The organism is Desulfoprunum sp. (genome assembly GCF_053613775.1).
In genome coordinates this window covers 405,015-419,805 of record NZ_JBSHXH010000008.1, presented here as the reverse complement: position 1 = coordinate 419,805, position 14,791 = coordinate 405,015, and the positions used below count along the sequence as shown (strand labels likewise).

The 14,791-nt window shown below is 60.7% G+C and carries 11 protein-coding genes; 7 read left to right on the top strand and 4 right to left on the bottom strand.

Annotated elements, in window-relative coordinates; genetic code table 11:
- Positions 1-14: 14 nt before the first annotated feature.
- Positions 15-2,435: an endopeptidase La gene (gene lon, locus ACWGKN_RS16675; RefSeq protein ID WP_035228281.1), complete on the bottom strand. Its 2,421-nt coding sequence runs from the start codon at positions 2,433-2,435 to the stop codon at positions 15-17.
- Positions 2,436-2,897: 462 nt separating this feature from the next.
- Here lon and ACWGKN_RS16670 point away from each other — a divergent pair, with 462 nt between their 5' ends.
- The 5 genes from ACWGKN_RS16670 to ACWGKN_RS16650 all read left to right on the top strand — a co-directional run bounded on the left by ACWGKN_RS16670 (position 2,898) and on the right by ACWGKN_RS16650 (position 8,229).
- On the top strand, positions 2,898-4,100 hold the full coding sequence (locus ACWGKN_RS16670) for a branched-chain amino acid ABC transporter substrate-binding protein (RefSeq protein ID WP_452095661.1): 1,203 nt from the start codon (positions 2,898-2,900) through the stop codon (positions 4,098-4,100).
- A 73-nt stretch (positions 4,101-4,173) separates the two neighbouring features.
- Positions 4,174-5,349, top strand: coding sequence for a branched-chain amino acid ABC transporter permease (locus tag ACWGKN_RS16665; protein ID WP_424255070.1), 1,176 nt, complete (start codon positions 4,174-4,176; stop codon positions 5,347-5,349).
- A gap of 13 nt (positions 5,350-5,362) precedes the next feature.
- Positions 5,363-6,709, top strand: a complete 1,347-nt coding sequence (locus ACWGKN_RS16660) for a branched-chain amino acid ABC transporter permease (protein WP_424255072.1) — start codon at positions 5,363-5,365, stop codon at positions 6,707-6,709.
- A 15-nt stretch (positions 6,710-6,724) separates the two neighbouring features.
- Positions 6,725-7,519, top strand: coding sequence for an ABC transporter ATP-binding protein (locus ACWGKN_RS16655; RefSeq protein ID WP_035228282.1), 795 nt, complete (start codon positions 6,725-6,727; stop codon positions 7,517-7,519).
- Positions 7,516-8,229 carry an ABC transporter ATP-binding protein gene (locus ACWGKN_RS16650; protein ID WP_424255074.1) on the top strand — a complete coding sequence of 238 codons (714 nt, stop codon included), beginning with the start codon at positions 7,516-7,518 and terminating at the stop codon, positions 8,227-8,229. The genes ACWGKN_RS16655 and ACWGKN_RS16650 overlap by 4 nt, the downstream gene beginning before the upstream one ends.
- On the opposite strand, the gene ACWGKN_RS16645 is transcribed toward ACWGKN_RS16650, so the two are convergent.
- Positions 8,211-9,914: a phosphoethanolamine transferase gene (locus ACWGKN_RS16645; protein WP_452095660.1), complete on the bottom strand. Its 1,704-nt coding sequence runs from the start codon at positions 9,912-9,914 to the stop codon at positions 8,211-8,213. The genes ACWGKN_RS16650 and ACWGKN_RS16645 overlap by 19 nt on opposite strands.
- Before the next feature lie 237 nt (positions 9,915-10,151).
- On the opposite strand from ACWGKN_RS16645, the gene acnA reads away from it, so the two are divergent.
- Positions 10,152-12,899 carry an aconitate hydratase AcnA gene (acnA, locus tag ACWGKN_RS16640; protein ID WP_052159814.1) on the top strand — a complete coding sequence of 916 codons (2,748 nt, stop codon included), beginning with the start codon at positions 10,152-10,154 and terminating at the stop codon, positions 12,897-12,899.
- A 77-nt stretch (positions 12,900-12,976) separates the two neighbouring features.
- Here the strand turns inward: acnA and ACWGKN_RS16635 are convergent, their stop codons facing one another.
- A complete protein-coding gene (locus tag ACWGKN_RS16635) occupies positions 12,977-13,228 on the bottom strand; it encodes a winged helix-turn-helix transcriptional regulator (RefSeq protein ID WP_035228288.1) in 252 nt (83 codons plus the stop codon).
- The gene (locus ACWGKN_RS16630) at positions 13,225-13,644 is read right to left on the bottom strand and encodes a Fur family transcriptional regulator (protein WP_052159815.1); all 420 of its coding nucleotides are present in this window, start codon (positions 13,642-13,644) and stop codon (positions 13,225-13,227) included. The genes ACWGKN_RS16635 and ACWGKN_RS16630 overlap by 4 nt, the downstream gene beginning before the upstream one ends.
- Positions 13,645-13,862: 218 nt before the next feature.
- On the opposite strand from ACWGKN_RS16630, the gene ACWGKN_RS16625 reads away from it, so the two are divergent.
- Positions 13,863-14,750: an ABC transporter ATP-binding protein gene (locus ACWGKN_RS16625; RefSeq protein WP_452095659.1), complete on the top strand. Its 888-nt coding sequence runs from the start codon at positions 13,863-13,865 to the stop codon at positions 14,748-14,750.
- The last annotated feature ends 41 nt before the right edge of the window (positions 14,751-14,791 follow it).

Here is a 14,791-nt window from a genome sequence, read left to right as displayed (position 1 = left end):
ATCGGCTGTGTTGTTCAGTGGAAACAGATCCTCATGACATCCTTGAAGGTCGCGACATAATGGGGGGTGATCCCTTCCCGGATATGTTCCGGCAGCAGATCGAAGTCCTCCTTGTTCTCCTTCGGCAGCAGGACCTGGGCGATCTTGGCGCGGGTCGCGGCGATGATCTTTTCCTTGACCCCGCCGATCGGCATGACCAGGCCGCTCAGGGTCAATTCGCCGGTCATTGCGGTGCTGGCCGGCATCGTCTTGCCGACGGCGAGCGAGTAGAGGGAGCAGGCCATGGTGATGCCGGCCGAGGGGCCATCCTTCGGCGTGGCTCCGGCCGGGACATGGAGATGGATGAAGTTCTTGGCGAAAAATTCCGTCGCCGCCTTGTCGTCCTGCAGCAGTGACCGGACATAGCTGTAGGCGATCTCCGACGATTCGACCATGACCTGGCCCAGCTGGCCGGTCTGCTTGAAACCGGCCTGGCCGGTCGGCACCGGTATCGACTCGATGTGGAGGGTGGCCCCGCCCATACTGGTGTAGGCCAGCCCCGTCACCACGCCGACCCGCGGCTTCTTGTAGGCGTGATCCTCGGTGAAGACCTTCTTGCCGAGGAGCTCGGACAGGTCGTCCTTGCTGACCCGCATGGTCTTCTGCGGATCCTTGACGATCTCCTTGATCGCCTTGCGCATGATCTTCTTGATGCAGTTCTCCAACCCGCGCACCCCGGCCTCTCTGGCGTAGCTGTCGACGATGGCGGTCAGCACCGCTTTGGGGAAGACGACCTGGTCCTTGGTCAGGCCATGCAGCCTCAGCTGTTTGGGGATCAGGTGGCGCCGGGCGATCTCGACCTTTTCCGCCATGATGTAGCCGGGCAGGCGGATCACCTCCATCCGGTCGATGAGCGGGCCGGGGATGGTTTCCATCTGGTTGGCCGTACAGATGAACAGGACCTTGGACAGATCGAAGCGGACATCGAGATAGTGGTCGAGGAAGTCCTTGTTCTGCTCCGGGTCGAGGACCTCGAGCAGGGCCGAGGCCGGGTCGCCCTGGAAACTGGCGCCGATCTTGTCGACCTCGTCGAGCATGATCAGCGGGTTGGCGGTCTTGCAGGTCTTGATCGCCTGGAGGAACTTGCCCGGCATCGCGCCGATGTAGGTCCGGCGGTGGCCCTTGATTTCAGCCTCGTCCCGCATCCCGCCGAGGGAAAAGCGGTAGAACTCGCGGCCCAGACTCCTGGCGATGGACTGCCCGATCGAGGTCTTGCCGACGCCAGGGGGGCCGACGAGGAGGATGATCGATCCCGAGATGTCCCCCTTGATGATGCCGACCGAGATCAGTTCGAGGATCCGGTCCTTGACATCCTCGAGGCCATAGTGATCATTGTTGAGAATTGCCGCGGCCTTGTCGATATCGTAGTTATCCTCGGTGTAGACCCCCCAGGGCAGGACGGTGAGCCAGTCGAGATACGCCCGGCTGACGTTGAATTCGGCCGAGGACGGGCCAAGCAGGCGCAATTTCTCCAGCTCCTCCTGAATCCGGTCCCCGGCCTCATCGCTGAGCACCAGTTTCTTCAGCCGCTGCTGGAACTTGTCGATCTCGCTCTCGCTCTCGTCCTTGGCCAGCCCGAGCTCCTTCTTGATTTCCTGGAGCTGCTGCTTGAGGAAAAACTCACGCTGCTGCTTGGACAGCTGGTCTTCGATCCGCTTGGAGATCTGGGCCTTCAGCTTGGTGATCTCCAGTTCCTTTTTCAGCAGGACCAGGGCCGCCTCGATCCGCACCCGGACCTCGCGGGTCTCGAGAATTTCCTGGATCTCGGTGCCGGAGGAGGTGGTCATCGATGCCGAAAAATCGGCCAGAGCGCTGGGATCGCTGAGGTTGATCCGCTCGATCAGCAGGGACAGGCCTTCCTTGAACAGAGGATTGAGATTGACCAGCTCCTTGATGCAATCGATGATCGCCACAGCATACGCCTTGATCTCCTCGGTATTTTCGGGCTTGCCGTCGAGCCAGTACTGCACTTCGGCCCGGAATACCCCTTTGATCCGTTCCAGCTCGACGACATCGAATCGTTCCAGGGCCTGGACCAGCAGCTGCATCGGCGCCCCCGGTTTGGCCACCGATACCTGCAGGACCCTGACGACGACTCCCACCTTGAAGAAATCATCGATGGTCTGCGGCATGCGGGGCAGGGAATCCTCGGAGGGATGGGAGAGGACAAGACCGAGGTAGAGCGGCGCGCTCTTGTCCTCGATATCCATCAGGGCCTGCTGGAGGGCCTGATCCTCGATGATGATCGGTCCCATCATCTTCGGAAACATCGGCCGATCATGGAGCGGGATGATCAGCAGACGCTCAGGGAGTTTGTCCTCGGCAACGATCAGAGATTTGCCGTCATTGTCGACATCATCCATTTCAGGGGTCAATACGGTCGGTTGTTCTGCCATTTTTTCTCCTTTCGGCTTATGAGCGCCAGCAGCTGATTGCCATCATGCTGCCTGGTGCAGAAAAGGCCCCGACGTCTCGAGAAACGCGGGCATTCTCCCCTCATTATTCAACAACACCTTTATTTTTAAGTACAATTGGCAAAATTCCTTGTCAAGGGAATATTCCGCAGCTCGCCACAGGCACATGGACCACCGCCGCAATGTTCGGTGGTTACAGCCGCGTGTCAGGTTCCATTTTTTTACAATATTGTCGTAATATTTTTTATACAGTCTTGTCCAATACTGTTCTTGACCTTTTCAACCTGAATAAGGTAGCATCACTTCCGGTATGCAGCTGTGGTATCTTGGAAAACCTGTAATGCAGCACACCCTGTTTGGAAAGGCCGCGGGGAGTTTTTCCCCGCTCCCGAACCAATGGGTGAACCGAAACCGTCTGTTGATCCATTCAAAGAAGGAGGGAGTATGTTCAAACACATGTCGAAAGCTTTTTCCCTGTTCGTCGCTGCCAGTATGACCGTGGCCGCCTGTGGCATGGCCTCGGCCGCCGACTCCAAGGCGATCAAGGTCGCCACCCAGTCTCCTCTCTCCGGCGACCAGTCGGTGGTCGGTGTCGATATGAAGCGAGGGGCGGAACTGGCCCTCGAACAGCTTGGCAAGCCACTTGCCGACATGGGATTCAAGGTCGAACTCGCCCCCTTCGACGACCAGGCCAACCCCGACACCGGTGTCGCCAATGCCAAGCGCATCGTCTCCGATCCGGCCATTCTGGCGATCATGGGCCATTACAACTCCGGCGTCCAGATCCCCTCTTCCGAAGTCTACCACACCTCCGGTCTCGCCAACGTCTCCCCGGCCAACACCAACCCCAAGGTCACCACCCGCGGCTACATGGAAATCAACCGGATCGTCGGTCGTGACGACGTCCAGGGGGTGGTCGGCGCCGATTTCGCCCTCGGCCTGGGGACCAAGACGGTGTTCGTCCTCCACGACAAGACCGCCTACGGCCAGGGCATCGCCGAATTCTTCAAGAAACGGGCGGGCGAGATCGGGATGAAGGTCTTGGGCTTCGAAGGCACCGAAGAGAAGGCCAACTTCGACGCCCTGCTGTCACCGATCCTGGCCGGCAATCCCGACCTGGTCTACTTCGGCGGCATGTATTCCCAGGCCGCCGTCCTATTCAAACAGGCCCGGGAACGCGGCTATGCCGGAACCTTTATGAGCGATGACGGCTTCGATTCCTCCGATGCCTCCAAGATCGCCGGGCAGACGCTGATCGACGGCGGCGGCACCTACTACTCGACGGTCTCCGGTCCGGCGTCGGTTTATGCCGGCACCGCCAAGTTCATCACCGATTTCAAGGCCAAATACAATTCCGATCCCCAGCCGTTCGCCGCCCAGGGCTATGACAGCATGGCCATCATCCTCAAGGCCATCGAAAATGCGGCCAAGGCCGGCGGCGGCGCCACCCCGAGCCGCGAGGCAGTCGCCAAGGCCGTTCGTGAATTGAAGGATTTCCCCGGGATTACCGGCACGTTCACCTTCAACCAGATCGGCGACCCGACCGTGGCCAAATACTTCGTCCTCAAGGTCAATTCCGCCGACCCGGCGAAGTGGAGCGACAACTCCATCGTCAAGACCCTCGATATCGCTCCTCCTCAGCAATAAGGCCTCCTGAGCACGCTTTCTTCCGGTTCTTTTCCGCGGAAAAGAACCGGAAGTTCTTCACCGGGGAGTCCCTATGAACCGATTTTTACAGTCAATCAACGCCCGTGAGCTCATCCGGCCGCTGGGTCAGATGGTGGTCTTTTCGCTGGGCAGCGCCGTCGTCCTGTCGAGCCTCGTCCTGGCCCTCGCCCTGGCCCTCGATCAGACCGCGGTCGGACTCGCCCTCCAGGACAAGTACAATGTGTCCCTGTATACCTATACCCTGGTCAACCTCCCCCAGGTGGTGATCGACGGTCTGACCATCGGCTTCGTCTACGCCGCGATCGCCCTCGGCTATACCATGGTGTACGGGGTGCTGGAGTTCATCAATTTCGCCCACAGCGAAATCTTCGCCGTCGGGGCCTTCGTCGGGGTCGAGATTCTCATCGCCCTCGACAACAGCGGTCTGTTGCGGAGCGCCTCCCTCGGGATGTCCTATGTCCTGCTGACCCTGGCCATCATCTCGGGGATGGTCGCGGCCGGGGCCCTGGCCGTGACGGTCGAACGCGTCGCCTATCGCCCCCTGCGCGGGGCATCGCGGCTGGTGCCGCTGATCTCGGCCATCGGCGTCTCATTTCTGCTGCAGGATCTCATTCGCCTGGTGGAGGGGTTGACGACCGGTGACTTCAACCGGATATTCCCCTCCTTCGGCAACTTCGACCAGCGCCTCAACTTCGGCAAGCTGGCCCTCGGAGAGACGACCATCAATCTCGGCATATCGATCAAGTCGATCATCGTCATCGTCGCGGCGATGCTGATGCTGATCGGACTCAATTACCTGGTCAACGCCACCCGGATCGGCAAGGCCATCCGCGCCGTCGCCCAGGACCGGCCCACCGCCAGTCTGATGGGGATCAACGTCAACCGCATCATCTCGATCACCTTTCTGGTCGGCGGTCTGCTCGGCGGCGCCGCCGGCGTCCTGTATGCCCTGAAGTTCACCCGAATCGACCCCTTCGTCGGCTTCTTCCCCGGACTGAAGGCCTTTGCCGCCGCCGTCCTGGGCGGCATCGGCAACCTCACCGGGGCCCTGCTCGGCGGCATCGTCCTCGGCATGCTCGAGACCTTCGCCGGCTCCTACATGGGCGTTTTCACCATGGGCGCCGCCGGCTCGGAATACAAGGACATCTTCGCCTTCAGCATCCTGATCCTCGTCCTGATCTTCCGGCCCCAGGGCCTGATGGGCGAAAACGTCGGCCAGAAGGCATAGGAGGGAGCCCGCCATGAAAACGACAGGTTTCAGGCAGTTCTTCGACCGCTTCAACCACGGCCTGTGGCCCTATGCCATCATCATCGGTCACACCCTGCTCGGCACCGCCCTGGTCTACTCCACACCGCGTTCGAGCCTCGCCTTCCTCGCCCTGGTCAGTTCGTTCTTCTCCCTCTACTACTTCAAGGCGGACACCCGGTTCAAGATCATCGCCGGCGTCCTGCTGGCCCTGGTGGTCATCCCGGTGGTCGGGGTCCGCAACATCTTCTATCTCGAGGTCATCTTCCAGATCTGCGTATTCGCCGCCCTCGCCCTCGGCCTGAATATCGTCGTCGGCTTCGCCGGGCTGCTCGATCTCGGGTATGTCGCCTTTTATGCCGTCGGCGCCTACCTCTGGGCCTTCTTCGGCTCGCAGCAGTTCTACGTCCTCCACTTCGCCCCGGGAACGCAGCCGTCCAACCTGCCCTTCCTGCTGCCCGGTGACGCCTTCTATCTCTTCATGTTTCTGGCGATCATCGTCGCGGCGATCACCGGGATCCTGCTCGGCCTCCCGGTGCTGCGGCTGCGCGGCGACTACCTGGCCATCGTCACCCTCGGGTTCGGCGAGGTCATCCGCGTCCTGGCCAACAACCTCGACAAACCGCTGAACTTCACCAACGGGCCGCAGGGCATCACCCCGATCCAGCGCCCCACCATGCCCGAGCCCCTGGTCGACGGGTTCAACACCGTCTTCGGCAGCCTCATCGGCCATCGGGCCAGCACCGCCGACCTGTACAACGTGATGTTCTATTTTCTGGCCCTGGCGATGATCATCGTCATCATCTTCGTCACCAGAAGGGTCGATGACTCGAAGATCGGCCGGGCCTGGACCGCCGTCCGCGAGGACGAGACCGCCGCCATCGCCATGGGCATCCCGCTGGTGCGGATGAAGCTGGCGGCGTTTGCCATGGGGGCCTCCTTCGCCGGGGTCATGGGGGTCCTGCTCGCCGCCAGCCGCACCTTCATCAGCCCCGAGTCCTTCTCCTTCATGCAGTCGATCGGGGTGTTGACGATGGTGATCCTCGGCGGTTCGGGGAGCATCCCGGGGGCGATCCTCGGGGCCGCGACCGTGACGCTGCTGAACCTCCAGATCCTGCAGGGATTTTCGCTGTACCTGAGCGAACTGCGGCAGAGCGACGCCGTCATCCCCCTGATCAATTTCGCCTGGCGCGACCTCTCCACCCAGCTCGATCCAGCCAAATACCAGCGCCTGCTCTTCGGCCTGATCCTGATCCTGATGATGATCTTCCGCCCGGGCGGGCTGATTCCGGCCAGGCGCAGAAAACGCAGGCTGGCCGCGGAAGAGACGGTGACCGAATAAGAGGACGGGATTGCGATGGCGCTTCTAGAAACAATCGATGTGATGAAGGTGTTCGGCGGCCTGACGGCCGTCAACAAGGTCAACTTCCAACTGGAGCCGGGACGGATCGTCAGCATCATCGGCCCCAACGGCGCCGGCAAAACCACCTTCTTCAACACCTTGACCGGCATCTACAGCCCGGACGGGGGCGAGATCAACTTCAACGGCTGCTCACTGGTCGGCCTCCGCCCCGACCAGATCGCCGCCCGCGGCATCTCCAGGACCTTTCAGAATATCCGCCTGTTCGGCGAGATGTCGGTGGTCGAGAACATCCTGGTCGGCATGCACGTCCACCTGCGGCAGTCGCCGCTCGCCACCCTCCTCCACCTCAAGGGATTCAAGCAGGAAGAGGCGGAGGCGGAAAACAGGGCGGTGAAGCTGATGAACTACGTCGGCCTCAGGGGAGTGGGCAATGAACTGGCGAAGAACCTGCCCTACGGGGCGCAGCGACGGCTGGAGATCGCCCGGGCCCTGGCCGCCGACCCGCTGCTGCTGCTCCTCGATGAACCGGCGGCCGGCATGAATCCCCAGGAGACCGAGGACGTGACCCGACTGTTCCGCCGCATCCGCGACGACCGCGGCATCACCATCCTCCTGATCGAACACGACATGCGGGTGGTCATGAATATCTCCGAGCACATCTGCGTGATGGATTACGGCGAGAAGATCGCCGAGGGGACTCCGGCGGAAATCCGTGCCAACCCGCGGGTCATCGAGGCCTATCTCGGCCGCGGCGCCGTCGCCGGACAACACGAGGAAAAACTGCCATGAGCGTCCTCTCACTGCACAACGTCCACAGTCATTACGGCCATATCCATGCCCTCAAGGGGATCAGTGTCGATGTCAACGAGGGGGAGATCGTCTCCCTGATCGGCTCGAACGGGGCCGGCAAGAGTACGACGCTGCGGACCATATCCGGCATGATGCACCCCACCGCCGGCAGCATCTCCCTCTATGGCAAGGACATCTCGAGGCTGGAGCCGCATGCCGTCGTCCTCGCCGGTCTGGGCCATGTCCCGGAGGGCCGCGGCATCTTTCCCAAGCTGACCGTCAGGGAAAACCTGGAGATGGGGGCCTTCACCGTCACCGATCACCGGCTGATACAGGAACGGATGGAGTACGGCTTCACCCTGTTCCCCCGACTCAAGGAACGACTCAGTCAATACGGCGGGACCCTGTCCGGCGGCGAGCAGCAGATGCTGGCGATCGCCCGCGGGCTGATGCTCAATCCCAGCATCCTGATGCTCGACGAACCCTCGATGGGGCTGGCGCCGGTACTGGTGGAGCTGATCTTCGATATCATCAAGACCCTGAACGAGAAAGGGACAACCATTCTCCTGGTCGAGCAGAACGCCCTCATGGCCCTGTCGATCGCCCATCGCGGCTACGTGCTGCAGACCGGAGAGATCGTGGTCAGCGACACCGCCGACAACCTGAAAAAGAATTCTCTGGTGCAGAAGGCCTATCTGGGAATGGACTGAGTGACCCTCTTCACATTCTCCCGCCCTTTTCCCTCCACGGCTTCAAACGGGGGCCTGAAGACTCGCAGATCCCGCAGCTCGCCGTTGCCCGAAACCCGAAACCGCATATAGCCGCTGCGCCCCTGTGAAGCGACCCCGTTGACGTAGACCACGCCACCCTCTTCCGCCGGATTGCGGATATCATAGCCGAGCATCCGGGCGATCATTTTCCCCAGCTGGTAATGGGTGGCGGGCGGTTTCTGCCGCATTTCCCGCACATACCTGCCATCGCCGCCCCTGGCATAGAACATGATCGGCACCACCGACGACACCAGGTCAAGCCGGTCATGGCCCCAGTGCCCGTTGTCCCCCAAATTTTCGCCGTGATCCGAGGTGAAAAAGACATAGAGCGGGCCGTCCGTCCTCTGTCGCAATTCCTGCAGCAGCTGCCGATACAGGTAGTCGGCATAGAGCACGGCGTTGTCGTAGGCGTTGATAGTCGAATCCTCAAAGGAAAGTCCTTCAGTCGGAAAGCGCTGGAATGCGGGCCGGTGTTCGATGTTGGTCTGGTAGGGAAGATGGACATTGCGCTGGTGGACGACGATGAAATTTTTGCCGCCGGACGGCACCTCCCGCACCAGTTCCAGCAGGCCTTCGTCCTTTTCCCGCTCGAACAGCTCCGGTCGCGTGTCGGCGGTAATCATGACATCGATCGCGCCGAGGTTGACTCCATTGAGGCAATTGCTGTTCTGGGCGGAAAGATACCAGGTCCTGAACCCGTGTTGTTTCGCCAGCAGGAAGAGATTGGAATCCTGGCGCCGGAGCCGGTTTTCGTCGAGCGGATGGTACTGCAGGGTATAGAACATCGGCAGTGCCGCCCGGGTGGCATTGGCGGCAGAGTACCCCTTGCGGTGGACAAAGTCGGGGTCACCGGTCAATTCCTCGAGAAACGGCGTCGTCTTTCGCCCATACCCATACAGGGACATATGGTTCGGCGTCAGGCTCTCCCCCATCACCAGGACCACCGTCATCGGAGATGTCGGAATTCCGGTCTCCCGGATCTGGTACTCCGGGAATTGATGCGCGACGGTCCTCCCGAACAGACTCTCCGGCAGGAGCACGCCGAAGTAGAGGGAATAGGAGTTGAGCGTGTTGACGAGGGTTGGATTTTTGGCCGTCGGGAAAAAATTGACGATATCGTCACGGTCGGTGTCGGTCTTGATCCGGACCAGTGGAAAAACGAGAAAGGCGATCACGAAGATCACAAACCAGCGGCTCTTGAAGGGAAAGGCCCATGTCCGGCGCAGAATCTCCAGACAGAGGAGGTAGGGCAGGAGCACGACAAGCGGCACATGCAGGAAATGGATGCTGTTGGCCACCGTTGACTCGGCGACATCCAGATATTCGATCAGCATCAGCCCGATAGTGGAGGGAGTGATGTATTCATGGGTAAAAGCCAGGCTGGCGAACTGGGTCAGTTCAAGGAACGCCAGTCCGGTCAGAACCGTAGCCGACAGGCGGAAACTGGGGCAGGCACAGAGGACGATGCCAAAGGCCCAGAACATCCACAGGTACTCCCCCCTGAACCAGGTCAGCGGGTTTTCGGCGAACATGTTGTACAGCAGGCCGGGCAAAAACAAAGTCAGCGCGACAACCAGGCCGAGGAGGATCTGCACCGCGCTCTTGCGAAGAAACGTCTTCATCATTCCATTCCCGTTTCCATATCGACGATAAAGGTCATTTGCATCTTCGTTTCAACATACCACATTTTCGGGTTTTTTTCCCGCCCCCGCTGTTTTCCCTGTTGTGCGTTCAAAATTTCAGTACACTGGACTACAGGAGGAAACAACGATCACGGCTCAACCCCGCCTCCAAGTGCCATATCGTTCGATCTCCTCCCGTGCACCTGCAAACCTTCCAACCAACCTTCCGATGGAGTGGATATGCCCTACCCAGCCCTGCTCAAAGATCTCGTCATCAACGGTACATCCTATCGCTACCATGCGTTGCCGGAATTATCCGGTATTGGTTTCGGCAGCATCGACCGGCTGCCCTTCTCGATCCGGATTCTCGTCGAGAACCTGCTGCGCCGGCATGACGACGTCATCGTCCGCGACCAGGATCTGGCAGCCATCGCCAACTGGCAGACAACATACCGGCTGCCGGTCGAAATCGCCTATCACCCGGCCCGGGTGCTGATGCAGGACTTTACCGGGGTACCGGCGGTGGTCGATCTCGCGGCGATGCGCGACGCCGTCCGCGATCTCGGTGGCGACCCGCGGCGGGTCAACCCCCAGGTGCCGGTGGAACTGATCGTCGATCACAGTGTCCAGGTCGATTTCTTCGGCACCGTCGACAGCCTCGGCAACAATGTCGCCAGGGAATACGAACGCAACAGCGAGCGCTACGCCCTCTTGAAGTGGGCGCAGAAGAATTTCGCCAACTTCAAGGTGGTCCCGCCGAACTCGGGAATCTGCCACCAGGTCAACCTCGAACACCTCGGGCGGGTGGTCATCGCCGAACAGCGGCAGGACCACCGCCTGCTCTACCCGGACACCGCTGTCGGCCTCGACTCGCACACCCCGATGATCAACAGCATCGGGGTGATGGCCTGGGGGGTCGGCGGCATCGAGGCCGAGGCGGTCATGCTCGGCCAACCCTACTCGATGTCCATCCCCGAGGTGATCGGGGTCCGACTGCTCGGCAGGCCGAAGGACGGGGTTACCGCCACCGACATCGTTCTCACCCTCACCCAGCGTCTGCGACAGTACAACGTCGTGGAGAAATTTGTCGAATTCTTCGGCCCCGGCCTGGCCCACCTCACGGTTCCCGATCGGGCCACAATCGCCAACATGACCCCCGAATTCGGCGCCACCCTCGGCTATTTCCCGATCGACAACAGGACCATCGACTATCTCCGGCTCACGAATCGCGATCTCCAGGCCGATATAACCGAGGCCTACGCCCGAACCAACGGTCTTTTTTACCTGGGAGCCGACGACCAGCGGGAGTACACCGACATCCTCGACATCGACCTCACGGCGATCGCCCCCTGTCTCGCCGGTCCGGCCCGACCGCAGGACCGGGTCCCGCTCGCGGCGATGAAATCGACCTTTACCGGAATCCTCGGCTGCCGGTACGAGCGGGACGTCAAGGTCCCGGAGATTTCGACCTTCCAGCAGGAGTCGGGCTGCCATGAACCCCGGAACAGCGAATGCCTGTCGGTCAACCGCCGGGAATTCACCTGCGAGATCAACGGCGCCCCGGTACGGATCAGTGACGGCAGTGTCGTCATCGCCGCCATCACCTCCTGCACCAACACCTCCAATCCCTTCGTCCTCATCGGTGCCGGTCTCCTGGCGCGAAACGCGGTGCGACGGGGACTGAAGGTCCCCGCCTTCGTCAAGACATCCTTTGCCCCTGGGTCGAAGGTCGTGGTCAGTTACCTGGATGCCGCCGGCCTCACCCCGTATCTTCAGGCCCTCGGCTTCCATCTTGCCGCCTTCGGCTGCACGACCTGCATCGGCAACAGCGGACCCCTGCATCCGGCGATCGAGAGCCTGATTGAAGTACACGAGATGAACGTGGCGGCGGTGCTCTCCGGCAACCGCAATTTCGAGGCGCGGATCCATCAGCGGGTCAAGAGCAATTTTCTCGGTTCGCCGCTGCTGGTCGTGGCCTTTGCCGTTGCCGGCAGGATCGATATCGATCTGGAGACCGAACCCCTCGGCTGCGACCCGAACGGTCAGCCGGTCTTCCTGTCCCAAATCTGGCCTTCGACCGCCGAAATCGAGGCATTGATCGACTCCCATGTCACCAGGGAGGCCTACGACAGGGAATACCGGAACATTTTCGATGGCGATGAATTCTGGAAGATGCTGCCGGTGCGGGAAAGCACCACCTACCCATGGCAGTCCGATTCCACCTACATCCGAAGACCGCCCTACTTCGACGGCCTCTCGCCGAGCCCCTCACCACCGGTCGATATCGCCGGCGCCAGGGTGCTGGTCCGTCTCGGCGACACGGTGACCACCGACCATATCTCCCCGGCCGGGGCCATCGCCGCGCACTATCCCGCCGGCCTGCACCTCGCCGGCCAGGGGATTGCCCCGGCTCAGTTCAACTCCTACGGGTCCCGGCGCGGCAACCACGAGGTCATGATCCGGGGGACCTTCGCCAATATCCGGATCAAAAATCTGCTCGCCGGAGGAAAGGAGGGCAGCTACACCCGCAAATTCCCGGAGAATGAAATCGTCTTCATCCATGAAGCGGCAGTGCGTTACCAGGCGGAGGGGGTCCCGCTGCTTGTCCTCGCCGGCAAGGAGTACGGTACCGGTTCCTCCCGCGACTGGGCGGCCAAGGGGACCAACCTGCTCGGTGTCAGGGTCGTCATCGCCGAATCCTACGAACGGATCCATCGCAACAACCTGGTGGGGATGGGCGTCCTGCCGCTGGTCTTCAAGGGGGGCGACAACGCCGACAGCCTCGGTCTCGACGGCACCGAGATCTATTCCTTCGCCGGGTTGACGAACCTGTCACCTCGATCGACCGTCGCAATCACCGCCCGGAAGGCCGACGGCCGGGAGATCGCCTTTACGACCATCTGCCGTCTCGATACCGAGATCGATGTCCTGTATTACCGACACGGCGGCATCCTGCCCTACGTCCTCCGGGAGATGATGCGCACCTGATCGCCGTCCCGAAAAACGCGAAAGGCCCCGGACGCTCAAGCGTCCGGGGCCTTTCGCATCTCGCACCGGTGCCGGGATCACGATTTCAGGACATTGCGCCCCTGATCGGTGATGCCGTACTTGCAGCGGACCGGGCTGTCAACATAGCCCTGCTTCTTCAGTTCGGCTATCCTGGCACTGAGACTCTTGGCCTCATAGCCGGTGGCAGCCGCAATATCCTTGGTGCCGCACGGACCGCCGCATTTCTCCATGGCGGCGAGAATCTGTTTATGTTCGTCCGAGAGAGTATTGGCATTGCTGCTGCATGCACATCCGCATCCACAATTCATTCGTTGGTCTCCTTGTTCATTTCCTTGTTCATTTTTTTCTGACATTCTGGGCATATCCCAGCAAATTCAAGCCGATAGCCGGTCACTGCATACCCCTGCTGCCCATCGGCGACGACAGTCGATACCTGTTCCCTGTTCAACTCGATATTATCAACCCGATGACAGACGATACAATAGATATGATCATGATCATTGACGTCATAGTCAAAGCGTTTCTGCCGCCCACCGACCTCCAGTTTGGCGATCAGATGGAGATTCGAAAGAATTTCGAGATTGCGGTAGACGGTCGCCAGACTCAGCCGCGGAATGTTGCGACGGACCCTCTCATAGAGTTCATCGGCGCTCAGATGGCTGCCGCTTTTTTTCAACTCAGCAAGAATGATCTCCCGCTGGTTGGTCATACGTAGCTGCATCATGACCCCTTTATAGGAATAATTACTATATGTATGTAATTATCGGTTGCATGTCAAGCGGCTTTTTCATCCCGCCGGCACAGGGCCATTCCCCGACCGCCATCAACAACACTGCCGGTTTATGTCCGCTACCGGATATGGTACAGTCAATCCCATGATACAGGGACGGTGACTCAGAGACCCTGTCCTGATCGTTCGAACTCCACTCGTCCGGTGCCGGTATGCATCCCATCCTCGAGGTCCATCATCTCCGCAAGCGTTACGGTGCCGTCGAGGCCGTGCGAGATATCTCCTTCGATGTCGAGCCCGGCATCTGTTTCGGGCTCCTCGGGCCGAACGGGGCCGGAAAGACCACCACCCTCGAGATCATCGAAGACATCATCAAACCGACCAGCGGCGAGGTCCTCTTTGACGGCCGCCCCCGCACCGCGAGTTTCAGGGAAGAGGTCGGCATCCAGTTCCAGCATACCTCGCTGCTCAACTTCCTCTCGGTCGAAGAGTCCCTGAAGACCTTCGCCAGCCTCTACCACCGTCCCGCCGACCTCGAAGAGGTCATCGACCGCTGCGACCTGGCCGACCTCAGAAAGCGCCGCAACGACAGGCTGTCGGGCGGCCAGACCCAGCGGCTGATGCTGGCCCTGGCCCTGCTCAACCAACCCCGGCTGATCTTCCTCGACGAACCATCCACCGGCCTCGACCCCCAGGCCCGCCGCAACCTCTGGGATATCGTCGGTCAGCTCAAGGCCGAGGGCCGGACCCTGATCCTCACTACCCACTCGATGGAAGAGGCGGAATATCTCTGCGATGAGATCGCCATCGTCGACCAGGGACTGATCATCGCCGCCGGCTCGCCCGCCGAACTGATCCGGCAGTACGGGGGAATGAACGCGATCATCCTGCCGAAGACCGCGTCCAGCCGCCTGCCCCCGTCGTTCCCGTTCGCTGTCGAAGAACGTGACGAGGAGACCCTTGCCATTCACATCGATGAGATTCATCTGGGCCTGAACGTCCTGATGGAGATGGAGATCGACCTACGGGGGATCTCCATCCACTCGCCCAACCTCGAGGACGTCTTCCTCCATCTTACCGGCAAGAGGCTGCGTGAATGATGACGCCTCCGAACCACAACCTCCAGCAGCGCCGCACACAC